The organism is Pseudomonas sp. BF-B-15 (assembly GCF_019946675.1).
Lineage (GTDB): Bacteria > Pseudomonadota > Gammaproteobacteria > Pseudomonadales > Pseudomonadaceae > Aquipseudomonas > Aquipseudomonas migulae.
The window spans coordinates 49,562-73,670 of sequence record NZ_JAGYFZ010000003.1; the positions used below are offsets into that span (position 1 = coordinate 49,562).

The following is a 24,109-nucleotide window of genomic DNA, read 5'->3' on the forward strand; positions in this document are numbered from 1 at the left end:
CCACAACCGCAAGGAGAAAAGCCATGGCCAAAGAAGGCTCGGTAGCCCCCAAGGAACGCATCAACGTCACGTTCAAACCTGCCACCGGTGGTGCCCAGGAAGAGATCGAACTGCCGTTGAAACTACTGGCAATCGGTGACTACACCCACCGCAAGGACGACCGCAAAGTCGAAGATCGCAAGCCGATCAGCATCGACAAGATGACCTTCGACGAGGTGCTGGCCAAGCAAGAGCTGCAGCTGACACTGAGCGTACCGAACCGTCTTCAGGAAGAAAGCGACACTGAAGAACTGGCCGTGAAACTGCGCGTCAACTCGATGAAGGACTTCAACCCGGCCAGCCTGGTCGAGCAAGTGCCTGAGCTGAAAAAACTGATGGAACTGCGCGACGCGCTGGTGGCCCTCAAAGGCCCGCTGGGTAACGCGCCTGCGTTCCGCAAAGCCATCGAAGGCGTTCTCGCCGACGACGAATCCCGCGGTCGCGTACTGGGTGAGCTGGGCCTGAACGCCGCAGCCCAGGACGCCTGAGTCTACATCAGCCAAGGAAGCCAACATGAGCACGAGTGCAGCGCAGCAAAAGAGTAACGAGAACGGCGAATACAGCATTCTCGACAGCATCATCGCCGAAACCCGCCTGACGCCGGACGACGAAGCCTACGACATCGCCAAGCGCGGTGTGTCGGCCTTCATCGAAGAGCTGCTCAAGCCGCAGAACAACGGTGAGCCGGTCAAGAAAGCCATGGTTGACCGCATGATCGCCGAGATCGATGCCAAGCTCAGCCGTCAGATGGACGAGATCCTCCACCACCCGGACTTCCAGTCCCTGGAATCGTCGTGGCGTGGCCTGCAGTTGCTGGTCGACCGCACCAACTTCCGCGAAAACATCAAGATCGAAATCCTCAACGTCTCCAAAGAAGACCTGTTGGACGACTTCGAAGATTCGCCGGAAGTGATGCAGGCTGGCCTGTACAAGCACATCTACACCGCTGAATACGGCCAGTTCGGTGGTCAGCCGGTAGGCGCGATCATCGCTAACTACTTCATGTCCCCAAGCTCGCCGGACGTGAAACTGATGCAGTACGTGTCCAGCGTTGCGTGCATGTCCCACGCGCCGTTCATTGCCGCCGCCGGCCCGAAATTCTTCGGCCTGGAAAGCTTCACCGGCCTGCCGGACCTGAAGGATCTGAAAGATCACTTCGAAGGTCCGCAATTCGCCAAATGGCAGAGCTTCCGCCAGTCGGAAGACTCCCGTTACATTGGCCTGACCGTGCCGCGTTTCCTGCTGCGCAACCCGTACGATCCGGAAGAAAACCCGGTCAAATCGTTCGTGTACAAAGAAACCGTCGCCAACAGCCACGAGCACTACCTGTGGGGCAACACCGCCTACGCGTTCGGCACCAAGCTGACCGACAGCTTCGCCAAATTCCGCTGGTGCCCGAACATCATCGGCCCGCAGAGCGGTGGCGCGGTTGAAGACCTGCCGTTGCACCACTTCGAAAGCATGGGCGAAATCGAAACCAAGATCCCTACCGAGGTATTGGTCAGCGACCGTCGTGAATACGAACTGGCCGAGGAAGGCTTCATCTCCCTGACCATGCGCAAAGGCTCCGACAACGCGGCGTTCTTCTCCGCAAGCTCGGTGCAGAAGCCGAAGTTCTTCGGCATCAGCGCAGAAGGCAAGGCAGCAGAGCTGAACTACAAGCTCGGCACCCAACTGCCGTACATGATGATCGTCAACCGCCTGGCTCACTACTTGAAAGTGCTGCAGCGCGAGCAACTCGGTTCGTGGAAAGAGCGCACCGACCTCGAGCTGGAACTGAACAAGTGGATCCGCCAGTACGTGGCCGACCAGGAAAACCCGAGCGCCGAAGTCCGTGGTCGTCGTCCGCTGCGTGCTGCCCAGATCATCGTCAGCGATGTCGAAGGCGAGCCTGGCTGGTACCGCGTCAGCCTGAACGTGCGTCCGCACTTCAAGTACATGGGTGCCGATTTCACCCTGTCGCTGGTTGGCAAGCTGGACAAAGAGTAAGCGGAGCTAACTCATGACTGGATACGGCAGCCTTTTCGAACGCCTGGGTGGCGACGCGGACAAACGCGTCGGCTGGAGCCGCGAGGTCTCCGCCATGGCGTCCGTGGCTGCCCATCTGGCCAAGATGCTCAGCACCCGTGCGGGCAGCGTGCAAACGCTGTCCGATTACGGGCTACCCGATCTCAATGACATGCGCCTGAGCCTGCACGACTCCCTGAGTCAGGCCCGCCTGGCCATCGAAAGCTTCATCGAAGCCTACGAACCGCGCCTGAGCAACGTGCGTGTCATCTCCCTGCCGCGTGACAACGATCAGCTTCGCCTGTCCTTCAGCATCGAAGGCCTGCTGGAAGTTGATGGTTTCAAGCGCCAGGTCAGTTTCGCCGCGCGCCTGGATGGCAGCGGTCAAGTAAAGGTGAGCTAGGGATATGCGAATGAGGGGGCTAAGTACCGTGGCAACGATCGTGCGTCGCGCTTTGCTGCTGATCGCCCTGACTGCCGCTGCTCTGGTGTTGGCTGCTTGCTACATGAAAGTGACGGCTTCAAGGCTCGCTCACATGTACTCCACAGTCTGGAACGAGTCTGGGACTTGTTACATCAATTCCTACATTCCGCAGTATTCGGCTCTTGGCATTCCCGGAAAGATCTTCCGTCTTTTCACCAGTGAAGCCTTTTTCAGGGTGTACGCAAAAGACGGCACGTTGTTGAAGTCGTCTGAATGGTTGATCTGGCAGAACGAATTCACGACGGATGAACGGGCGCAATGGGTAAACGCTCATGCGATCTATCCGACAGTGACGGGTTACGAGGGCTGGAAAATTCCAGTGTGTGGTTGAGCAATGAACAGTCATCAAGCCAAGGTCAATTAAGGAGAGCCCAATGTCAGGAAAACCAGCAGCACGCGTATCCGACCCCACCGCTTGCCCGCTCCCCGGCCACGGCACCAACCCGATCGCCGCCGGTTCCGGCGACGTCTTCTTCGACGGCCTCGCGGCCGCCCGCCAAGGCGATGCCTCGGCGTGTGGTGGTGCGATGTCGGGCGAGTTGGCGACGACGGTTTTGATTAACGGGAAACCGGCTGCGACAGTGGATTCCGTCGGGACTCATGGCAACAAGGTTACGGCCGGGTCCGGGACGGTGATTATCGGGAATTCGCATTCGCCGGTGCCATTTGTGGCGCCGGTGCCCGTGGATATCAAGTGGCCGTTCAGCCAGCACTTTGTGGTGCGTAATCCGAAAACCGGAGCGCCGGTTGCTGACCGTGCATACACCTTGCGCACGGCTTCTGGCAAAGAGATTAAAGGCGTTACGGATGCACAGGGCAAAACGGCACCGATCGCTTCTCACCTGGCTGAAAGTGTCACGCTCACCTTCGAAGCACAGTCTTCTCTCGTGATTGCATAAGGGACCATCACATGTCTGCACCAGCCCCCGTAACAGCTCAACTCACTCCTTCTTCTGACAAGAAGCCAGTGGAGGCGACTGTGGAAGAGTTCCAGATCACGGATATTCCAGGTGTGATGACGAAGATGGGCTGGAAGGAAAGCGCCCGGCTCATGCAGCGGTGGTTTGACGGTGCGCCTTTTGTGATGTCTTCAAACGAAAAACGGGGGCGTCTGGCCGTTGACAAGATTACCCAGGAGAAGCTGTTCGATGATCTGAATTTTGATTGGCTCACGACTGCTTCACCCCACACGGGTGAACTCATCAAAGGGCTTATCGCCAAGGCGACAAATCCCAGTCAATACAATGAACTTATCGGTCGTCAAAAAGGTTTGACGCAACTGGCGCCAGGTCTTTTGCAGTTTATGACGTGTATGAGAAAACTTGGGATTCTCGATGAGGCAAACCAGGATCTTGTAGGGGGAATTCATGATTACAGTGCATTGAGTGCGAGGATGCTGGAAACCGCTACGCAATATAACTTCAAGTCCATTGGGATATCGACGTCGGAAAAAAAGAATAATCCTCTAGATGATGTGTACGGGACTTTAGGGGGGTTTGTAATTAAGTTTGCAGTTACAAAATTCACTACTACGCCCAAGACCAAAAGAATGGCGGCCACACTGCAAATTGAAGAGATTGGATGTTATGTGCGTGATACGTATGAGTTTTTGAATGAGGATGGCTCTGATCAGCTATTAGGGTACTGGAACCACACTGGCGTTGTTAAACCTAGTGTTTTTGCATTCTTCACTGCGCCGGAAACCTACGAGACTGACGGGAAAGTTTATTTCAAAGTTACCAATGATAGTTACAATAACTATCGTAATAAGTTTGGTAAGGGTGGCGATCTGTTTGTGTATTCAACTGTTAAAAAAATACCCGTAGCAATTCATCATCGTTTTACTTCTGTAGATTTTTCCGAGTTTTCGCAACGGTCAATCAAGCCTAAGGTTGCGCCATGAGAGCTGCTCCTAGAAAACGAGTGATCATTCTCTCATTGTTTATGCTTTTACCGGTATTCGTCCTTCTTGGGTTGAAGGTGCAGAGCTCATGGGCTGCTAAGCCTTTGCACAAGGATTGGAATGATTCGGGCGAATGTTTCATCGGTACGTATGTACCAGATTATAAGTTTCTGGGCGTAGTGGCTGATCGTATATTTAAGTATTTCAGTAGTCCGTATTTTTATCGTGTTTACACAAAGAATGATGAGTTATTGAAAACGTCGGAATGGTATCTCTGGATGAGTGAAGGAAATGCCGGCGTCGCTCCAGAGTTTCGTGGTGAGATGATTGTGTATCCAGGCTCCGAAGGTTGGGAAAGTTGGATAGTTCCAGAATGTCGCTGATCTTTGAGGTTAAGGGCTGTCCAGCTTTTAATTAAGTGTGAATGGCAATTGATGTTAACAATACACCTTTATACCCACATGGAAAATTGATCGACATGTACCGGGCATATGAAATTGAAGGCTACTTGGCTGTCGTTGCCGACAGTGATCTTTTCGGCTGTCTGGCCTTGTTGAGCCTGGCATTGCTCGTGACGGCCCTGAATCGCACTGCTCGGGAATCGCGCCTGCACCGCGTTCTAACGCTTTTCGTTCTGGCGGTTGTTGTAGTTATCCATGGCGTTGGTACGTGGTACGGGAATCTGAGGCCCGCATGAGTAACTACGCCCGTCTCGCCATGTGTCTGTTTGTCCATGCCTTCGGATGTGTGGCCTACGCGTTTTTGAATGACGCGGTTGTGCATGCTTACAAGAATCTGAATGGCGGTTTCACATCACACGGTGTTGCGATCGGCATGGCCAGTTACGCGCTGTTTTATATTTTTCTGGGCGTCAATCTGTTCGCTGCGTTGATTCCGAGCCTCATCGCCAAGCTTGTGATCTTGTGTCTGATGGTGGGCTTCATCTTGCTCTGGATGCTGCCAGAGAATCCGCTTAGAGCTTTGTTTTACGGCGTGGCCCAAGGCAGTGCCACGCTGCTGGCGATTCTCGCTACTCAAGTCATCGAGTTGCGTTGGTCATTGCGAAACATCGCTGATCGTAATCAGCCGAGCCGACTTGCAGGTGCCATCCAATGATCAGGTCGAGCGTCGAGCGAAATCCACAGGACAGTTTTTTCATGAGATCCACCACCAGGAAGGTACCCCGTGTCCTTTAACCACTACTACCAAAGCGAACTCACCGCACTTCGCCAGTTAGGTCGTCGATTCGCCGAGCGTAGCCCGGCGTTGGCGCCTTTTCTCGGGCAGGCCGGCCGAGATCCAGACGTGGAGCGGTTGCTGGAGGGTTTTGCGTTCCTGACCGGCCGCCTGCGTCAGAAGCTCGACGACGAGCTGCCGGAGCTCAGCCATTCCCTGATGCACCTGCTGTGGCCCAACTACATGCGGCCGCTGCCGGCGTTCAGCATTTTGCAGTTCGACCCGTTGAAACGCTCGGGTCCGGCGCTGATGGTCGAGCGCGACACGCCGATCGAGAGCGTGCCAATCGATGACGTGCGTTGCCGCTTCCGCACCTGCTACCCAACCGAGGTGTTGCCGCTGGATCTGGCCGCGCTGAATTACTCGGTGAAGGGCGACGGTTCGCTGTTGAGCCTGCGTTTGGAGATGAGTGCTGACGGTCATCTCGGTGAGTTGGAACTGAGCCGCCTGCGTCTGCACTTCGCCGGTGAGCGCTACATCAGCCAGATGCTGTACCTGAGCCTGCTGCGCAATCTGGAAGGCATCGAGTTGATCCCGCTGGACGGCGCCGGTAAGCCCATCAACGGTGTCAACGGCACGCCGATGGCGTTCAAGATGCCTGGCGACCGTGTGCAACCGGTGGGTTTTGCCGAAGAAGAAGCGTTGATCCCGTATCCGCTGAACACCTTCCGCGGCTACCGCTACTTGCAGGAATACTTCGCCTTCCAGGACAAATTCCTCTTCGTTGATATCAACGGTCTGGACCTGCTCAAAGCCTTGCCGGAAGACACGCTCAAGCAGATGCGCGGCCTCGAATTGCGCTTCGACATTCGCAAGAGCGGCATCATGCGCATGCGTCCGACGCTGGATAACGTGAAGCTCTACTGCACGCCCATCGTCAACCTGTTCAAGCACGACGCCTTGCCGATCCGCCTCGACGGCAAGCAGGACGAATACCTGCTGCTGCCCGCCGAATTCGATCTGCAAAATTGCGGCGTGTTCTCGGTGGAAACCGTGACCGGCTGGAAGCCCGGCGGCCTCGGTTATCAGGAGTACGTGCCGTTCGAATCCTTCGAGCACGACCCGAGTTTCGACGTGCCCAACAGCCGTCCCCATTACAGCATTCGCCAGCGTTCCTCCTTGCTGCACGACGGCCTCGACACCTACCTGAGCTTCGGCATCCGCCACACCGAAGCCCACGAAACCCTGTCGATCGAGCTGATGTGCACCAACCAGAACCTGCCGCGCAAGCTCAAGCTCGGCGACATCTGCATGGCCTGCGAAGAGACGCCGGAGTTTTTGAGCTTCCGCAACATCACCCCGGCCACGTCGAGTTTCGCGCCGCCGCTGAACCGCGACTTCCTCTGGAAGTTGATCAGCAACATGTCGCTTAACTATTTGTCCCTGGCCGACGTCAATGCGTTGAAGGTGATTCTCGAAACCTACGACTTGCCGCGCTACTACGACCAACACGCGGAAAAAGTCAGCAAGCGCCTGCTCGGCGGGCTCAAGTCGATCAAGCACCACCACGTCGACCGGTTGCACAGAGGGTTGCCGGTTCGCGGGTTGCGCACCGAGCTGACCATCGACCCGGAAGGGTATATCGGCGAGGGCGATCTGTTCGTTTTCGCTTCGGTTCTCAACGAGTTTTTCGCGCTTTACGCCAGTCTCAATTCGTACCACGAGCTGCGGGTAAAAAGCACACAGGGAGAGGTGTACCAATGGACACCACGTATGGGCCTGCAGCCGCTTCTTTAAGCGGACTGACCCGAGGAATACGCGAGTACTCGCTGTTTCAGGCCGTGCTGCTGGTGATTGACCGGCTGCGCGAGGCCCACCCGCACCTGAGCGAAGACGACCTGTACGACCAGCTGGAGTTCCAGGCCAACCCGAGCCTGGGTTTCCCTGGCAGCGACGTTGATCGCGTGGAGTTTTTCAATGAGCACGGGCACATGCGTGCGCGCCTGCGGTTCAACCTGATCGGCCTGGTCGGTTCCGGTTCGCCGCTGCCGGCGTTCTACGGCGAACAGGCGCTGGGCGACAGCGAAGACGGCAACCCGACCCGCAATTTTCTCGACCTGTTTCACCATCGCCTGCAACGGCTGATGCTGCCGATCTGGCGCAAATACCGCTACCGCGCCAGCTTCCAGAGCGGCGCGCTCGACCCGTTCTCGGCGCAGCTGTTTGCCTTGATCGGCCTTGGCGGCGAAGAGATCCGCAAGGCCCAGGAACTGAACTGGAAACGTCTGCTGCCGTACCTCGGTTTGCTCAGCTTGCGGGCGCACTCGGCGGCGCTGATCGAAGCGGTGCTGCGTTACTACTTCAAGCACGCCGAGCTGACCATCGAGCAATGCATCGAGCGCCGCGTGGAAATTCTCGACGAGCAGCGCAACCGTCTGGGTCGCGCCAACAGCCTGCTCGGCGAAGACCTGGTGCTGGGCGAACACGTGCGCGACCGCAGCGGCAAATTCCGCATTCACATCCGCGAACTCGACTGGCAACGCTTTCACGAGTTCCTGCCAATCGGTTTCGGCTACCAGCCGTTGTGCGCGCTGGTGCGGTTCACCCTGCGTGACCCGCTCGACTACGACATTCGCCTGGTGTTGCGCCAGGAAGAAATCCGCGAACTGCGCATCGGTGAGCAGAACGCCTGTCGCCTGGGATGGACCAGTTGGCTGGGCCGCGAAAAAGCGGACGGCGTGGTGACCCTGGGCAGCAAAATTCATTAAGGACAGATGACCAATGATCAACGTAGACCTGCAACAACTTATCCAGGCGCTGGACGCCGAAACCCGTCGTGATCTGGAAAGTTCTGCCGAGCGTTGCGTCGCCCGTGGCGGCAGCAAGATCCTCGTCGAAGACTTGCTGCTGGGCCTGCTGGAGCGCCCGCAAGGCCTGCTCGCACGCGCGTTGCAAGACGCCGAAGTGGATGCCGGCGAGCTGAGCGCCGCGCTGCAATCGCGGGTCGAGCACAGCGCCTCGCGCAATCCGGTGTTCGCCCCGGAACTGGTGCAGTGGCTGCAAGACGCGTTGCTGGTGGCCAACCTTGAACTGGGCCAGAGCCAGGTCGAGCAAGCCGCGTTGATCCTCGCGCTGCTGCGCAACCCGATGCGCTACGCCGGCAGCCGCTACCAGTCGTTGCTGGCCAAGCTGAACATTGAGCGCCTGAAAGAATTTGCCCTGTCGCAGAAAGAGCAACCGGCCACCGGTAAGCCTGCCGTACCGGGCGAATCACTGCTGCAGCGCTTCACCCACAACCTGACCCAACAGGCCCGCGACGGCAAACTCGACCCGGTGCTGTGCCGCGATGGCGCGATCCGGCAGATGGTCGACATCCTCGCCCGTCGCCGCAAAAACAACCCGATTGTGGTCGGCGAAGCTGGTGTTGGTAAAACCGCGATTGTCGAAGGCCTGGCCTCGCGCATTGCCGCCGGTGAAGTGCCGCAAGTGTTGAAAGGCGTCGAGCTGCTGTCGCTGGACATGGGCCTGTTGCAGGCCGGCGCCAGCGTCAAAGGTGAATTCGAGCGTCGCCTCAAAGGCGTGATCGACGAAGTCAAAGCCTCGCCGAAGCCGATCATCCTGTTCATTGACGAAGCCCACACGTTGATCGGCGCGGGCGGCAATGCCGGTGGTTCCGATGCGGCCAACCTGCTCAAACCAGCCTTGGCCCGTGGCGAGTTGCGCACCATCGCCGCCACCACGTGGGCGGAGTACAAGAAGTACTTCGAAAAAGACCCGGCCCTGGCCCGTCGTTTCCAGCCGGTGCAACTGCACGAACCGACCGTCAGCGAAGCGGTGACCATCCTCCGTGGTTTGGCGCAGGTCTACGAGAAGAGCCACGGCATCTACCTGCGCGACGACGCGGTGGTGGCGGCGGCGGAATTGTCCGCCCGTTACCTCGCCGGCCGTCAACTGCCGGACAAGGCCGTCGATGTGCTCGACACCGCCTGCGCCCGCGTTCGCATCAGCCTCGCCGCCGCACCGGAAAGCCTTGAGCGTCTGCGTGGCGAGCTGGCTGAAGGGGGCCGTCAGCGTCAGGCGCTGCGTCGTGATGCCGAGGCCGGTTTGTTGATTGATCACGAAGCGCTGGATGCCTTGGAAGATCGCCTGGCTGCCGCCGAAGACGAAATGGTCGCTCTCGAAACGCTGTGGACCGAGCAGAAAGAACTGGCCGAGCGCCTGTTGGATCTGCGCCAGCAACTGGCCAAGGCTCGCGAGGCTGCTGCCGTCGAGCCGACCGTCACGGTTGAAGAAGACGCCGAAGGCACCGTGATCGAAACCCTCGAAACGATGAATGACGTCGCGTCCCTCGAAACCGCGCTCAACGAAACTCACAAAGCCCTGACCGATGCTCAGGTCAAAGAACGCCTGGTCAGTTTCGAAGTCTGCCCACGTCTGGTCGCCGAAGTCATCAGCGCCTGGACCGGTGTGCCATTGGCGCAACTGGCCCGTGAGCACAATGCCAAGGTCGCCAGTTTCGCCACCGACCTGCGTACCCGCATCCGTGGTCAGGAACAAGCCGTTCACGCACTGGACCGCTCGATGCGCGCCACCGCTGCCGGCCTGAACAAACCGGATGCACCGGTGGGCGTGTTCCTGCTGGTCGGCCCGAGCGGTGTCGGCAAGACCGAAACCGCGCTGGCCCTCGCCGATTTGCTGTACGGCGGTGATCGTTTCATCACCACCATCAACATGTCCGAGTTCCAGGAGAAGCACACCGTGTCGCGCCTTATCGGTGCGCCGCCGGGCTACGTCGGCTACGGCGAGGGCGGCATGCTCACCGAAGCCGTGCGGCAGAAGCCGTACTCCGTTGTGCTGCTCGATGAAGTCGAAAAGGCTGACCCGGACGTGCTCAACCTGTTCTACCAAATCTTCGACAAAGGCGTGGCCAACGACGGCGAAGGTCGCGAGATCGACTTCCGTAACACGCTGATCCTCATGACTTCGAACCTGGGCAGTGACCGCATCAGCGACCTTTGCGAAAACGGCGCACGTCCAACCGCCGAAGTGCTGGAAGAAACCATTCGCCCGGTGCTCAGCAAACACTTCAAACCGGCGCTGCTGGCGCGGATGCGCGTGGTGCCTTACTACCCGGTCGGCGGCCCGGTGCTGCGCGAGCTGATCGAAATCAAACTCGGTCGTCTGGGCGAACGCCTGAACCGTCGTCAGCTGGATTTCAGCTACTCGCAAGACCTCGTCGATCACTTGGCCGAACGCTGCACCCAAAGCGACAGCGGCGCGCGTCTGATCGACCACTTGCTGGACCTGCACGTACTGCCGCTAGTGGCCGACCGCTTGCTCGACGCGATGGCCACCGGTGAAAGCCTCAAGCGCGTCCACGCGACGCTCGACGGCGGCGCCAGCGTGACCTGCGAGTTCGCCTGAGGTGGGTGTGATGTTCACTCAAGTGCCGCAACCGCTGGTGTATGCCGAAGCGTTGCTGGCGCAGTTCGCCAGCCTGTCGCGCGCGGCGGACGGCGCTGCGCTGCTGGGTGACTTCGTGCGCGGGGTGGCGGAACTCAGCGGCTGCGAGCTGACACAGTTGTACCTGCTGGACGCGACCCACACGTGCCTGGGGATGAACGCCGAATGCCTGAACGGCATTCTGCAACCACGCGAGTCGGCGAGCCTGCCGGCGGATTACAACGGTGAACAACTGCTGCAATTCGCCCTGTGCCAGAACCGCGTGGTGAGCCTCGGCGAACTGAGCGGCAGCCTGCACGAAACCAGCTTCCTGCCGCCGCAGGCCACGCCGTGGCAGTCGCTGCTGTGCGTGCCGCTGGTCAACCAGCAGAAAGCGGTCGAAGGTTTGCTGCTGTGCGCCAGTCGCCGGCACATGGACCTGCAAGGCTTTGCCGATTCCCTCGGGCAACTGGGTTCGTTTGTGCTCGGCCAACTGCATCTGCTGCAACGTCTGCGTCAGCCAGTCGGTGATGCACGGCCATTGAAGGCCAGCGTCCCGAGCGCCAGTGGTTACGGCTTGATCGGCAAGAGCAAGGCCATGCGCGAAACCTATTCGCTGATCAGCAAAGTCCTGCACAGCCCGTACACCGTGCTGCTGCGCGGCGAGACCGGCACCGGCAAGGAAGTGGTCGCACGCGCCATTCACGACTGCGGCCCGCGCCGTTCCCAGGCGTTCATCGTGCAGAACTGCGCGGCGTTCCCCGAGAACCTGCTGGAAAGCGAACTGTTCGGCTACCGCAAAGGCGCCTTCACCGGCGCGGATCGCGACCGCGCCGGGCTGTTCGACGCGGCCAATGGCGGCACCTTGTTGCTCGATGAAATCGGCGACATGCCGCTGTCGCTGCAAGCCAAGTTGCTGCGCGTGTTGCAGGAGGGCGAGATCCGCCCGCTGGGCTCCAACGACACCCACAAGATCGACGTGCGCATCATCGCCGCGACGCACCGGGATTTGTCGGTGCTGGTGAGTGAAGGCAAATTCCGCGAGGACTTGTACTACCGCCTCGCGCAATTCCCGATTGAACTGCCGGCCCTGCGTCAACGTGAAGGCGACATCCTTGATCTCGCCCGGCACTTCGCCGACAAGGCCTGCTCGTTCTTGCAGCGCGATGCGGTGCGTTGGTCCGACGCGGCGCTGGATCACCTGTCCGGTTATGCGTTCCCCGGCAACGTGCGCGAACTCAAAGGCCTGGTCGAGCGCGCGGTGTTGCTGTGCGAGGGCGGCGAGTTGCTGGCCGAGCATTTCTCCCTGCGCATGGAAGCCGTGCCGGAAGACAACAGCCTGAACCTGCGTGAACGCCTGGAGCAGGTCGAACGCAGCCTGCTGCTCGATTGTCTGCGCAAAAACGACGGCAACCAGACCCTCGCGGCCCGCGAACTTGGGCTGCCGCGTCGCACGCTGCTGTACCGCCTCGGGCGCCTGAACATCAATCTCGGTGACTTCGATGGCTAGGCAAATGACCGTCGATTTCACCTCATTCGCTTCTGATAGCGCCGCCCGAACGGGCCGGCGCTTTGTGCTTTGTCTACCCCTGGAGACCCTCTGATGTCTGTTCGTCACTGGCAAGCCGTCCTGCTGACCCTCGTCGTTCTATGCGGCCTTGGCGGCTGCAGCGGCAATTACAAATTCAACGACAACACCTATCGCCCATTGGGTGATCCGCAGGCGGTCAATCGCGGCAAGTGACCGCAAGGAGTATCACCATGGAATTGGTTTTCGAAATGCTGAACACCAAGCAGTTCGTGCCCACGGAGCTGTGCCAGAAGACCTTCAAGCAGGCCGGCGGCGTGATTGGCCGGGGCGAGGATTGCGACTGGATCATCCCGGACCGCAAGCGTCACCTGTCCAATCACCATGTGGACATCAGCTTTCGCGAAGGGACGTTCTTCCTGACCGACACCAGCAGCAACGGTGTCCAGGATGGCGGGAGCGGCGCACGCCTGCGCAAGGGCGAACCGATGCGCATCGAGCATGGCAGCACCTACGTGCTGGGTGATTTCGAGATCCGTGCGCGGCTGGTGCGTGACCCGGCGACCTTCGACGTCGAAGTCGGTCGCCCACAAGCAGCGGGCAGCATCATCCCGGATGACGCGTTCCTTGACCTCGATCCGCTGAACGCCCTTGATCAGCAAGAGCGCGTGTACTCGGAAATCGAAGAGCTGATCACCCCGAGCACCACCATCGAGGACACCCGTCAGCGCGCCGACTATGCGCGCATCGACATGGAAAGCCTGATGGTGCCGGAGTTGATCAACGCCCCCGCCGAACCCGCACCAAGCCCTGTCGCAAAAGCGCCTGAGCGCCAGAGCGAAGGTTTCTGGGAGCACTTCGGTGCAGCGCTGGGCGTGGACCTCAAAGGCCTCGACCACGACGCCCGCGAAGCCCTGGCGCTGAACGCGGCACGCCTGCTCAAGCAAAGCGTCGGCGGTTTGCAGCAGAGCCTGCGCACCCGCAGCGAACTGAAAAACGAACTGCGTCTGGCCCAGACCACCGTGCAAGGTACGAACAAAAACCCGCTGAAATTCGCCGTCGATGCCGGTGAAGCGCTGGGCATTCTGTTGCAGCCGAACAAGCCGGGCCAGTTGCCGGCCGAGCAGTCGATCTCCCGCGCGTTCCGCGATTTGCAGGCGCATCAGGTGGCCTTGCTGACCGCCAGCCGCGCCGCCGTTCGCGGCACCCTGGAGCACTTCTCGCCGCAGCAACTGACCCTGCGTTTCGAGCGCGACAACAAGCCGTTGCTGGCCACTTCCGGCAGCCGCTGGAGAGCGTACGGTCGTTATCACCAGGCCCTGCGTCAGGACGATGACTGGAGCGAGCGCCTGCTGGCCCGCGACTTCGCTCAGGCCTACGAAGAACAGATCCGCCTGATTTCCACCCTTCACACCGACCACCAAGGATGATGCGCATGTCTCGCTGCTCGACCGCTTTTTTCAAGATGCTGACTGCGTTCGCGGTGCTGGTGCTGCTGGCCGGTTGTTCGTCGCTGTCGCCGTATTCCAAAGTGACCAAGGTCAACCTGAAGCTCACCGGCAGCGATCAGCTGAACCCGGACCTCAACGGGCGCCCGTCGCCGGTTGTCGTGCGTCTGTTCGAGCTCAAGCACCCGGTGACATTCGAGAACGCCGACTTCTTCAGCCTGTACGAGCGCGCCAAGGAATCCCTGGCCCCAGACCTGGTGGCCAGCGAAGAACTCGAACTGCGCCCGGGCGAAACCATCGAGCTGAAACTCAGCGTGGAGGAGGGCAGCCGTTACGTCGGGATCCTCGCGGCCTACCGCGACCTGCCGGAAACCAAATGGCGCTACACGGTGCAAGTCACCCCGCTGGAAGTCACCGAGGCTGACCTGACCCTCGACCAGGCCGGTATTCGCAACAGCAACGAAAAGCTCGCCAAGGCGGATGACTGATCATGAATTCCCATAAAGTCATTTGGCAGGAAGGCATGCTGCTGCGTCCGCAGCACTTCCAGCACAACGATCGCTACTACGACCACCAGATGAAAACCCGCACCCAGTTGCTGGGCAGTTACACCTGGGGTTTCCTCAATCTCGACATCGATTTGCAGTTCCTCAACATGGGCAAACTGGTGATCAGCCAGGCCTCGGGGATTCTGCCGGACGGCAGCCTGTTCGAACTCGGCGGCAACACCGAGCCACTGGCGCTGGACGTGCCGCCGAACACCGGCAACACGCCGATTTACCTGGCGCTGCCGCTGGTCACCGGTAACCACATCGAGTCGCGCCGCCCGGAGCAATCCGACGTGCTGGCGCGCTACACCGCGTACGAAGCGGAAGTGGCCGACTCCAACGCCGGCGACGATTCCGCCAGCCAGGTCAGCTGCGGCCGCCCGGACTTCAAACTGTTGCTCGGCGAGCAGCAGAGCGATCAGGCCTACGTGAAGCTGAAGATCTGCGACGTGCTCGACACCACGCCCGACGGCGTGATCAGCCTCGATCCGGATTTCGTGCCGACCTACATTCAGGCGCATTCCTCCAGCTACTTGCTGTCGTGCCTGAAAGAAGTGATCAGCATGCTCGGTCACCGGGGCGACACCATCGCCGAGCGCATTCGCTCCAACGGCAAGGTCGGTGGCGCGGAAGTCGGCGACTTCATGATGCTGCAACTGATCAACCGCACCGAGCTACTGCTGCGTCACTACCTCGGTCTGGAACAGGTTCACCCGGAAGAGTTGTACCGCACGCTGCTGACCATGCTCGGTGATCTGGCGACCTTCTCCAGCGATAGCAAACGCCCGCGTCTGGACAGCCGTTACCAGCACAGCGATCAGGGCGCGAGCTTTCGCAAACTGATGGAAGCGATTCGTCAGGTGCTGTCGATGGTGCTCGAACAGCACGCCATCGAACTGGTGCTGCAAGCACGTCAGTACGGGATCATCGTCTCGCCGTTGCACGACCACAAACTGCTGGGCTCGGCGTCGTTCGTGCTCGCGGCCAGTGCCAACTGCGATTCCGAAGAACTGCGCCACCGCTTGCCGGCGCACCTCAAGGTCGGCCCGGTGGAGCGCATCCGCCAACTGGTCAACCTTCACCTGCCGGGCATCAAGGTCAAACCGTTGCCGGTGGCCCCACGGCAGATCGCGTTCCACTCCAACAAAACCTATTTCATTCTCGAACTCAGTTCCGAAGACCTGGCACAACTGGAGCGCTCCGGCGGCTTCGCGTTCCACGTGTCCGGCGAATTCGCCGAGCTTGAATTGAAATTCTGGGCCATCAGGAACTGACCGACATGATCAAGGACATGGAACACCATCAGGACGATAAAACCGTCTTGCTCGACCGCCAGGGCCACGGCCCGGCGCAAAGTCCGCTGACCGACTTCGCTGCACCGCCGCGTTTCGAACAACTCGAAGAGCGGATGATCTACGCCGCGCGCCTGCGCCCGGCAGAGACCTTCAACATCAGCCTCAATTCGCTGGTGGCCGCCGGTTCCGACCTGTTGTCGGAAGTGGTTCGCCTCAAGCACAGCGAAAGCCGCGAAGACATGTACGCGCTCAACGAGCGCCTGACCGCCGGGCTGAAACTGTTTGAAGTGCGCGCGCTGCACAACGGCGCCGAAAGCAGCCAGGTGATGGCTGCGCGTTACGTGCTCTGCACCGTGGTCGATGAAGCCGTCGTGACCACGCCGTGGGGCAACGAAAGCGAGTGGTCGCAGATGAGCCTGCTCAGCAGCTTCCACAACGAAACCTTCGGTGGCGAGAAGTTCTTCCAGTTGCTGGATCGCCTGTCGAAAAACCCGGTCAAGCACCTGCCAATGCTGGAGCTGATGTACCTGTGCCTGTCCCTCGGTTTCGAAGGCAAGTACCGCGTGCAAGCGCGCGGCATGCTCGAACTCGAAGGCATCCGCGACGCCTTGTATCGGCAGATTCGTCAGCTGCGCGGCGACGTGCCGCGTGAACTGTCGCCGCATTGGGAAGGCTTGAACGACCAGCGTCGCAGCCTGGTGCGCATCGTGCCGGCGTGGATGGTGGTGCTGTTCACCGTGGTCTGCCTGGTGGTGATGTATTCGGGGTTCGCCTGGGTCTTGGGCGAGCAGCGCGACACCGTTCTGCAACCTTATCAGCCGCTGGATTCCGCCGCGGCCCAGCCGCTGTCGCAGCCGTAAACAGGGACGTGTGATGAAAAAGTTTTTCAAGAAAGTCGGCGCGTTCGTGCGCCAGACCTGGGTCTGGACCTTGCTGCTGGTGCTGTTCGTCGCGCTGCTGGTCTGGTTTGTCGGGCCGCTGTTGGCCGTCGATGACTACAAGTTCTGGGAAGGTTCGACCTCCCGCCTGCTGACCATCAGTGTGCTGTTCCTGATCTGGGGCCTGACCATGGTCTTCGTCAGCTGGCGCGCCGGTGTGCGCAAAAAAGCGGTCGAAGAGACTGAGGATGGTCAGGATCGTATCCGCCGTGAAGAGTTGATCGACGAAGAGCAGAAGGAGTTGAAGGAGCGTTTCAAGGACGCCCTGAAAACCCTGAAGACCTCGAGCCTCTATCGCGGCCGCAGCGAACGCTGGCGCAGTGATTTGCCGTGGTACTTGCTGATCGGCCCGCAGGGCAGCGGAAAGACCAGCCTGCTGGACTTCTCGGGCCTTGAGTTTCCGATCAACAAGATCGACCGCAAACTGACCCGCGATACCCTCGGCACTCGTCATTGCGACTGGTATTTCGCCGACCACGGTGTGCTGATCGACACCGCCGGTCGTTACCTGACCCAGGCGGATGCCGAAGTCGATGGCAGCGCCTGGAGCACTTTGCTCGACCTGCTGCGCAAGCGTCGTCGCAACCGTCCGTTGAACGGCGTGCTGGTGACCATTCCCGTGGAATTGCTGCTGGGCGCTAACGAGCAGGATCTGGAGACGCTGGCGCGTCAGGTGCGTGCGCGCCTGCAAGACGTGCATCAGAAACTGCACGTCGATGTGCCGATCTATCTGGTCCTCAGCAAGGCTGACCAGTTGCTCGGTTTCGACGAGTTCTTCGACCAGCTGACCCGCGAAGAAAGCGATCAGGTGCTCGGCACCAGCTTCCGCAAAGAGCAGAGCGGCACCGACGTCACCGTGCTGCGCGCCGAGTTCGAAGAGCTGCTGCGTCGCCTGAACAGCCAAGTGATCATGCGCATGCACCAGGAGCGCGACACCCAGCGCCGTGGCCGCATCCTCGACTTCCCGCATCAACTGGGGCAGATCGGCGAGCGCCTGTGCCTGTTCGTCGACATGGCGTTCACCGGCAACCGTTATCAGCGTGTCAGCCAGTTGCGCGGTTTCTACCTGACCAGCGCACCGCACCTGACCCAGGAAATGGACCAGACCACCGCCGGCATCGGCGCCAATCTGGGGATCAATTCCGGCGTATTGCCAACCCTGCGCAGCGGCCGTTCGCGGTTCATTCACCATTTGCTCAGCCGGGTGATTTTCCCTGAGGCCGATCTGGCCGGTCTGGACAAGCGCGAACGCAGCCGCATCCATTGGGGCCAGCGTGCGTTGTACGTCGGTGCGTTGGCGGCGTTGGGCCTGTTCGGCCTGCTGTGGGCGAGCGGTTTCTCGGCCAACTATGAGCGCCTGGAAAACCTGCGCAACCTGGCACAAACCTGGACGCAACAGCGCTCGGCCTTGACCGCACGTGATGATTCGATGGCGGTACTGAAGACCCTCGACACCAGCTACGCAGCGACCCAGGTGTTCCCGAAAAAGGGCGATGTGGGTTACCACGAGCGTGGCGGTCTGTATCAGGGCGAAGACGTCAACCCGGTGGTCAAGGCGGCTTACGAGCGCGAGCTCGAAAAGCAATTGCTGCCGAAGGTCGCGACCCTGCTGGAAGGGCAGATCCGCGCCAACATGAAGGACCGCGAACGCCTGCTCAACAGCTTGCGCGCGTACCTGATGCTGAACATGAAAGATCGCCGCGATGCGGTGTGGCTCAAGGATTGGGTCGCGACTGACTGGTCCCTGCGTTACGCCGGCAACACGGCGGTGCAGAACGGCCTGAACACGCACTTCGAGCGCTTGCTCAAGCTTCCGTTTATCTACCCGCTGAACGATCAACTGGTGGCTCAGGCGCGTCAGGTACTGCGCAGCGAGTCGCTGGCCAACGTGGTTTACCGGATGCTGCGCGAGCAGGCCCGAGACCTGCCGGAATACCGTTTGAGCCAACACCTGGGCCCGCAAGGCGCGCTGTTTGTCGGCACCGATTACGTGATCCCGGGCTTCTACACCCAGCAGGGTTATCAGCAGTATTTCTCGGTGCAGGGCAGTGCGCTGGTCACCGACATCCTGCGTGACAACTGGGTGCTGGGCGAAGGTTCGGGCATCAGCGGCATGGACTTGCGTCGCCTGATGGTCGAACTGGAGCAGCTGTATTTCCGCGACTACGCCAACTTCTGGAGCGAAGCCGTGGGCCAGGTTGCACTGCCTCCGATAAGCGATTTCAGTGAGGGCGCCGAGCAACTGGCGGGCCTGACCTCGGCCAACTCGCCGGTGCTGCAACTGCTGGTGGAAGTGCGCGAGAACACCCGGTTCCCGGCAGAAGCCGAGGCGGTTGATCAAGCGGCTGATGCCGCTGCAGCACTGGGCGAGCAGAAAGGCAAGTTGGGCAAGCTGGGCAAACTGGCGTCTGCCGCCGCGGACAAAGCCTCGGACATGGCCGCGATCAAAAACCTGCCGGACACCGCGAAGAAATCCCTGCAACGCCGCTTCGAACCGCTGCACCGTTTGCTGGATGACAACAACGGCCCGGCCGCTGATTTGACTCCGGCGCTGACGGCGCTCAACGACCTGCAAATGCAGCTGTCGAGCCTCGCCCGCGCCAGTGCGCCGGAGCAGGCCGCGTTCGAAATGGCCAAGACCCGCATGAGCGGCCAGCGTGATGCGCTGAGCAACCTGCGCAATGCCTCGAACCGTCTGCCGCGCCCGGTCAGCGTGTGGTTCAACGTGCTGGCCGAAGACACCTGGCGTCTAGTGCTCAACGATTCCTACCAGTACCTGAACCAGCGTTATCAAAGCGAGCTGTACAGCTTCTACGGCAAGGCGATCAACAAGCGCTACCCGTTCAGCGCCCACAGCACCAGCGACGTGGCGATCAGCGACTTCCGCGAGTTCTTCAAGGCGCAGGGCATTGCCGATCGCTTCTTTGATACCTACATGCGTCCGTTCGTGAGTGGCGATCCGGGCAACTACCGTCTGCGCAGCATTGACGGTCACAGCATGCCGATCTCCAAGGTCTACCTCGACCAGATGGCCGCGGCCCAAGTGATCCGCCAGAGCTTCTTCTCGATCAACCCGGCGGAACCGCAAGTGCAGTTCAAACTGGAGCCGTACACCCTCGACCCGGCTGTCAGCCGTTCCGAGTTCAAGTTCGGCGACAAGACCATCGAGTACCGTCACGGCCCGATTGTGCCGGTGTCGTTCAAATGGCCGACTGACGCTGAAGACGGGCGCACCAGCCTGGTGATGGACAAGATGGCGGGCCGCCCGATAGGCATTGAGAAGAACTCCGGCCCGTGGTCGCTGTTCCGCCTGTTCGACCTGATGCAGACTGAGTACCTCAGCGGTCGTGACGTGCTGGTGCTGAAGGCGGACGTCGGTGGCCTGCGCGCCAACTACTTGCTGACCAGCCAGCGCACGCCGAACCCGTTCGACATGGGCGTGCTGCGCACCTTCCGCATGCCGGTGCAGCTCTGATGCTGGTTGCCAGTTCCTGGCGCAGCGCTGCGCGCACCGATGCCGGCAAGGTTCGGGCGCGCAACGAAGATGCTTTTCTCGACTGCCCGCAGCAGGGGCTGTGGGTGGTCGCGGACGGCATGGGCGGTCATCAGGGCGGCGACGTTGCCAGCCAGTTGATCGTCGCCAGCCTGGCGGAATTGCCGGCGCAGGATGACTTCGACGAACGACTCAAAGGCATTCGCCAGTGCCTGCACTGGCTGAACCGCCGCTTGGGTCAGGAGTTGACCGTCACCGCCGGGCGCCACGACAGCATCATGGGCAGCACCGTCGTGGCGCTGCTGGTGGAAGGCAATCGCGCGGCCTGCATCTGGGCTGGCGACAGCCGTTGTTACCTGTGGCGCGGCCAGCGTTTGTATCAGCTGTCCAAGGACCATTCGCTGCAACAGCAACTCATCGACGAGCAACAGATGAGCGTCGAAGACGCCAGCGCGCATCCCGCCGCGCATGCCTTGACCCGTGCGGTCGGGGCGGCCGAGCAGCTGACGCTGGACGTGCTCGAACTCGAGGTTTACCCCGGTGATGCGTTTCTGTTGTGCAGCGATGGTTTGTACAACGGGCTGAGCAGCGATGCCTTGGGTAGCGCCCTGAGCCTGACCGCGCCGCATGTCGCGCTTGAGCGTCTGTTCGATGGCGCGCTGCGTGGCTCGGCCCGGGACAACCTGACGGCCGTGGTGATCCGCCAATGACCCAACTCATGCCGCCGCTCGACGACCTGCTGATGAGCGAAGAGCAAGCCAATAACCTGACTTACTTTGCGTTTGCCAAGTCGCATCAAGCTGAGCCCGCGTTGGCGCCGACACGGGCCAGCGTCGGTGAACTGCCGGACGTGCTGGCAGGGCGTTACCGCATCGAGCGCCTGCTCGGTGCCGGCGGCATGGGCGCGGTTTACCGTGCACGGGACTTGCTGAGCGAACAGTTCGGCGATCCCGACCCTTACATCGCGCTGAAAATCCTCAGCGAAGAATTTGCCGAATCGCCGGACGCCAGCGCCTTGCTCTACAGCGAGTTCGCCCTGACCCGACGCCTGCGCCACAACAACGTGCTGCGCCCGCACACCTTTGAAGTGGACACCGATTGCCAGCGTGCCTTCATCACCATGGAACTCATGCGTGGGCTGACCCTGGACAAACTGCTCTGCGAGCGACCGCTCGGCCTGCCGTGGAACGAACTGCGCGACATCGCGCTGCCGCTGCTCGACGCACTGGCCTACGCCCACGCGCGCGGCGTGCTGCACGGCGACATGAAGCCGAGCAACGTGATGCTCAGCGAAGAAGGCGTGCGCCTGTTCGACTTCGGTCTGGGCCAGGCCGAGGAGGGTATCCTTCCAGGCCTGCCACACTTGAGCCGCGACCGCTTCAACGCCTGGACCCCAGGCTACGCCGCACCGGAACTGCTCGAAGGCCAGCCGCTGTCCGCCAGCGCCGACGTCTACGGCGTGGCCTGCGTGCTTTACGAATTGGCAGGCGGCAAACACCCGTTCCGCCGCTTGCCCTCGACCCAGGCCCGTGACGAACACCTGGAGCGCGAGCTGCACGCCCCGAAAAATCTACCGAAACACTGCTGGCCAGCCCTGCGAACGGCGCTGGCATTCGATGCGGCCGATCGAACGATCACCGCCGCACAACTGCGTGACGCCATGGGCGCCACTTCGTCTTTGCTGCAACGTCTGCGACTTCGGGCGTAACGGATGACTACCGAACAGGGAGCAAGCAATGTTCAACCCAGCTAACGAAACGCACTTCAGCCTGACTGTCGAAGACTACGTCGGCGACCTGCAAGTGCTGTCGTTCACCGGCACCGAAGGCATCAGCCAGCCGTATCGCTTTGACCTGGAACTGGTCAGTGAAAACCCCGATCTGGACCTGGAAAAACTCCTGCACAAACAGGCATTCCTGGCGTTCGATCCGCAGGGCAGCGGCATCCACGGCCAGATCTACCGCGTCGCCCAAGGCGATGCCGGCAAGCGCCTGACCCGCTACAAAGTCTCCCTGGTGCCGCACCTGCAATACCTGCATCACCGCACCAACCAGCGCATCTACCAGCAGATGTCCGCGCCAAAAATCATCGCGCTGATCCTCGAAGAACACGGCATCAAGGGCAACGCCTACAACTTCCAGCTCAGCCAGCCATGCCCGGACCGCGACTACTGCGTGCAGTACGACGAAACCGACCTGCACTTCGTCCAGCGCCTGTGCGAAGAGGAAGGCATTCACTACCACTTCCAGCACAGCGCCAAAGCTCACCTGCTGGTGTTCGGCGACGACCAGACCGTATTCCCCAAACTCGGCCAGCCAACCGCGTACGTGCAAGGCAGCGGCATGGTCGCCGACGAACCGGTGATCAAAGGCTTCAAACTGCGCCTGGAAACCCGCACCAGCCGCACCACGCGCCGCGACTACGATTTCGAAAAACCACGACTGCAACTCGAAGCTGCCTACAAGCCCGATGTTCAGAGCGACGAGCCGGACCTGGAAGACTACGACTACCCCGGCCGCTTCCTCGACCGCGCGCGCGGCAAATTCCTCAGCCAGCGCATCCTCGAACGCCACCGCGCCGACTACCAGCAAGCCGAAGGCCACGGCGACCAGACCCGACTGATCAGCGGCCACTTTCTGGAAATGTCCGACCACCCACGCACCGAGTGGAACGACCTCTGGCTGCTCACCGAAATCGTCCACGAAGGCAAACAGCCGCAAGTCCTCGAAGAGTCCGTGACCAGCGACACCACCGACAACAAAGACGACTTCCACCAGGGCTATCGCAACCGCTTCCTCGCCACCCCATGGGCCGTGTTCTACCGCCCGGCACTGCAACACCCGAAACCGCGAGTACTCGGCAGCCAGACCGCCAAAGTCACCGGCCCCGCCGGCGAAGAAATCCACTGCGACCAGTACGGCCGCATCAAAGTGCAATTTCACTGGGACCGCGAAGGCCAGGCCGACGACAAAACCAGCTGCTGGATGCGCGTCTCCTCAAGCTGGGCCGGCGACCGCTACGGCGCCATCGTCATCCCGCGCATCGGCATGGAAGTCCTCGTCACCTTCCTCGAAGGCGATCCCGATCAACCGTTGGTGACTGGTTGCCTGTACCACAAGGAAAACCAGGTTCCCTACGACCTGCCGGCGAACAAGACGCGCAGCGTGTTCAAAACCCTCAGCTCACCGGGTGGTGGCGGGTTCAATGAATTGCGGATTGAAGACAAGAAAGGCGCCGAGCAGATCTTCATTCATGCCCAGCGGGATTGGGATGAAAACATCGAGCACGACCAGAAGATTCGCGTCGGCAATGAGCGGCACGACACGGTGGTGAAGAACACCTACACCGAGCTGAAGGCTGAAGAACATCGCACCACGATTGCTGATCGCAAGGTTGAAACGCGGGTGGATGATCACCTGACGGTTGGGCAGAACCAGCATGTGAAGCTCGGCACCGCTCAACTGACCAGCGCCGGGAAAGAGATTCATCTGAAGGCTGGGGCGAAAATCGTCATCGAGGCCGGCTCGGAACTGACCATCAAGGGCGGTGGCAGCTTCATCAAACTGGATGCCGGCGGCGTGACCGTGGTCGGACCGATCGTGAAGATCAATGCCGGTGGATCGGCGGGCTCGGGGACCGGAATCGGCATCAAACCGCCGATACTGCCGGGCGCAGCGGACAAGGACATCGCCGGCGCAGTGCCGCCTCAGGCTCTCGGCAACGCACCGATGGCGCCGCCCCCGGTTTGCAAGGAATGCCTGGCCCGGGCCAAACGTAACGCCCAGGCCTTGGCCGCACGATAAAGGAC

At 60.6% G+C, this 24,109-nt stretch carries 22 protein-coding genes; all 22 read left to right on the forward strand.

What is annotated here, in order from left to right; all coding sequences use genetic code 11:
- The first annotated feature begins 23 nt into the window (after positions 1-23).
- The 22 genes from tssB (at position 24) to tssI (ending at position 24,104) form a co-directional block, all read left to right on the forward strand.
- Positions 24-527 (forward strand): type VI secretion system contractile sheath small subunit, encoded by a 504-nt coding sequence (tssB, locus tag KGA97_RS01800; RefSeq protein ID WP_223480116.1) that lies wholly within the window; start codon positions 24-26, stop codon positions 525-527.
- Positions 528-552: 25 nt separating this feature from the next.
- Positions 553-2,028 carry a type VI secretion system contractile sheath large subunit gene (tssC, locus tag KGA97_RS01805; RefSeq protein WP_008030678.1) on the forward strand — a complete coding sequence of 492 codons (1,476 nt, stop codon included), beginning with the start codon at positions 553-555 and terminating at the stop codon, positions 2,026-2,028.
- Positions 2,029-2,041: 13 nt separating this feature from the next.
- Positions 2,042-2,449 (forward strand): type VI secretion system baseplate subunit TssE, encoded by a 408-nt coding sequence (gene tssE / locus KGA97_RS01810; protein ID WP_008030677.1) that lies wholly within the window; start codon positions 2,042-2,044, stop codon positions 2,447-2,449.
- Positions 2,450-2,477: 28 nt separating this feature from the next.
- Positions 2,478-2,861 carry a hypothetical protein gene (locus KGA97_RS01815; protein WP_223480117.1) on the forward strand — a complete coding sequence of 128 codons (384 nt, stop codon included), beginning with the start codon at positions 2,478-2,480 and terminating at the stop codon, positions 2,859-2,861.
- A gap of 43 nt (positions 2,862-2,904) precedes the next feature.
- The gene (locus KGA97_RS01820; protein WP_223480118.1) at positions 2,905-3,429 is read left to right on the forward strand and encodes a PAAR domain-containing protein; all 525 of its coding nucleotides are present in this window, start codon (positions 2,905-2,907) and stop codon (positions 3,427-3,429) included.
- A gap of 11 nt (positions 3,430-3,440) precedes the next feature.
- A complete protein-coding gene (locus tag KGA97_RS01825; RefSeq protein WP_223480119.1) occupies positions 3,441-4,433 on the forward strand; it encodes a DUF6402 family protein in 993 nt (330 codons plus the stop codon).
- Positions 4,430-4,816 (forward strand): hypothetical protein, encoded by a 387-nt coding sequence (locus KGA97_RS01830; protein ID WP_223480120.1) that lies wholly within the window; start codon positions 4,430-4,432, stop codon positions 4,814-4,816. The genes KGA97_RS01825 and KGA97_RS01830 overlap by 4 nt, the downstream gene beginning before the upstream one ends.
- Before the next feature lie 41 nt (positions 4,817-4,857).
- Entirely contained in the window at positions 4,858-5,130 is a 273-nt protein-coding gene (locus KGA97_RS01835; protein ID WP_223480121.1) for a hypothetical protein, read from the forward strand.
- The gene (locus tag KGA97_RS01840) at positions 5,127-5,549 is read left to right on the forward strand and encodes a hypothetical protein (protein ID WP_223480122.1); all 423 of its coding nucleotides are present in this window, start codon (positions 5,127-5,129) and stop codon (positions 5,547-5,549) included. The genes KGA97_RS01835 and KGA97_RS01840 overlap by 4 nt, the downstream gene beginning before the upstream one ends.
- A 69-nt stretch (positions 5,550-5,618) precedes the next feature.
- Positions 5,619-7,406 (forward strand): type VI secretion system baseplate subunit TssF, encoded by a 1,788-nt coding sequence (gene tssF / locus KGA97_RS01845; protein ID WP_207284967.1) that lies wholly within the window; start codon positions 5,619-5,621, stop codon positions 7,404-7,406.
- Positions 7,370-8,377, forward strand: a complete 1,008-nt coding sequence (gene tssG / locus KGA97_RS01850; protein WP_223434099.1) for a type VI secretion system baseplate subunit TssG — start codon at positions 7,370-7,372, stop codon at positions 8,375-8,377. Before tssF ends, tssG begins: the two co-directional genes overlap by 37 nt.
- 13 nt (positions 8,378-8,390) lie before the next feature.
- Positions 8,391-11,033, forward strand: coding sequence for a type VI secretion system ATPase TssH (gene tssH / locus KGA97_RS01855; protein ID WP_223480123.1), 2,643 nt, complete (start codon positions 8,391-8,393; stop codon positions 11,031-11,033).
- 10 nt (positions 11,034-11,043) lie between these two features.
- Positions 11,044-12,561 (forward strand): sigma-54 interaction domain-containing protein, encoded by a 1,518-nt coding sequence (locus tag KGA97_RS01860; protein WP_192420516.1) that lies wholly within the window; start codon positions 11,044-11,046, stop codon positions 12,559-12,561.
- A gap of 93 nt (positions 12,562-12,654) precedes the next feature.
- Positions 12,655-12,795: a hypothetical protein gene (locus KGA97_RS01865; RefSeq protein ID WP_008030659.1), complete on the forward strand. Its 141-nt coding sequence runs from the start codon at positions 12,655-12,657 to the stop codon at positions 12,793-12,795.
- Between the two features lie 17 nt (positions 12,796-12,812).
- On the forward strand, positions 12,813-14,009 hold the full coding sequence (tagH, locus tag KGA97_RS01870) for a type VI secretion system-associated FHA domain protein TagH (protein WP_008030658.1): 1,197 nt from the start codon (positions 12,813-12,815) through the stop codon (positions 14,007-14,009).
- Between the two features lie 5 nt (positions 14,010-14,014).
- On the forward strand, positions 14,015-14,515 hold the full coding sequence (gene tssJ, locus KGA97_RS01875) for a type VI secretion system lipoprotein TssJ (RefSeq protein ID WP_008030657.1): 501 nt from the start codon (positions 14,015-14,017) through the stop codon (positions 14,513-14,515).
- Positions 14,516-14,517: 2 nt separating this feature from the next.
- Positions 14,518-15,849 carry a type VI secretion system baseplate subunit TssK gene (gene tssK / locus KGA97_RS01880; protein WP_008030656.1) on the forward strand — a complete coding sequence of 444 codons (1,332 nt, stop codon included), beginning with the start codon at positions 14,518-14,520 and terminating at the stop codon, positions 15,847-15,849.
- 5 nt (positions 15,850-15,854) lie between these two features.
- A complete protein-coding gene (gene icmH / locus KGA97_RS01885) occupies positions 15,855-16,730 on the forward strand; it encodes a type IVB secretion system protein IcmH/DotU (protein ID WP_223480124.1) in 876 nt (291 codons plus the stop codon).
- Between the two features lie 13 nt (positions 16,731-16,743).
- A complete protein-coding gene (gene tssM / locus KGA97_RS01890) occupies positions 16,744-20,283 on the forward strand; it encodes a type VI secretion system membrane subunit TssM (RefSeq protein WP_008038087.1) in 3,540 nt (1,179 codons plus the stop codon).
- Positions 20,283-21,011 (forward strand): PP2C family protein-serine/threonine phosphatase, encoded by a 729-nt coding sequence (locus tag KGA97_RS01895; protein ID WP_008030650.1) that lies wholly within the window; start codon positions 20,283-20,285, stop codon positions 21,009-21,011. The genes tssM and KGA97_RS01895 overlap by 1 nt, the downstream gene beginning before the upstream one ends.
- Positions 21,008-22,009: a serine/threonine-protein kinase gene (locus tag KGA97_RS01900; RefSeq protein ID WP_223434097.1), complete on the forward strand. Its 1,002-nt coding sequence runs from the start codon at positions 21,008-21,010 to the stop codon at positions 22,007-22,009. The genes KGA97_RS01895 and KGA97_RS01900 overlap by 4 nt, the downstream gene beginning before the upstream one ends.
- Before the next feature lie 28 nt (positions 22,010-22,037).
- On the forward strand, positions 22,038-24,104 hold the full coding sequence (tssI, locus tag KGA97_RS01905) for a type VI secretion system tip protein TssI/VgrG (protein WP_223480125.1): 2,067 nt from the start codon (positions 22,038-22,040) through the stop codon (positions 24,102-24,104).
- Positions 24,105-24,109: the final 5 nt, after the last annotated feature.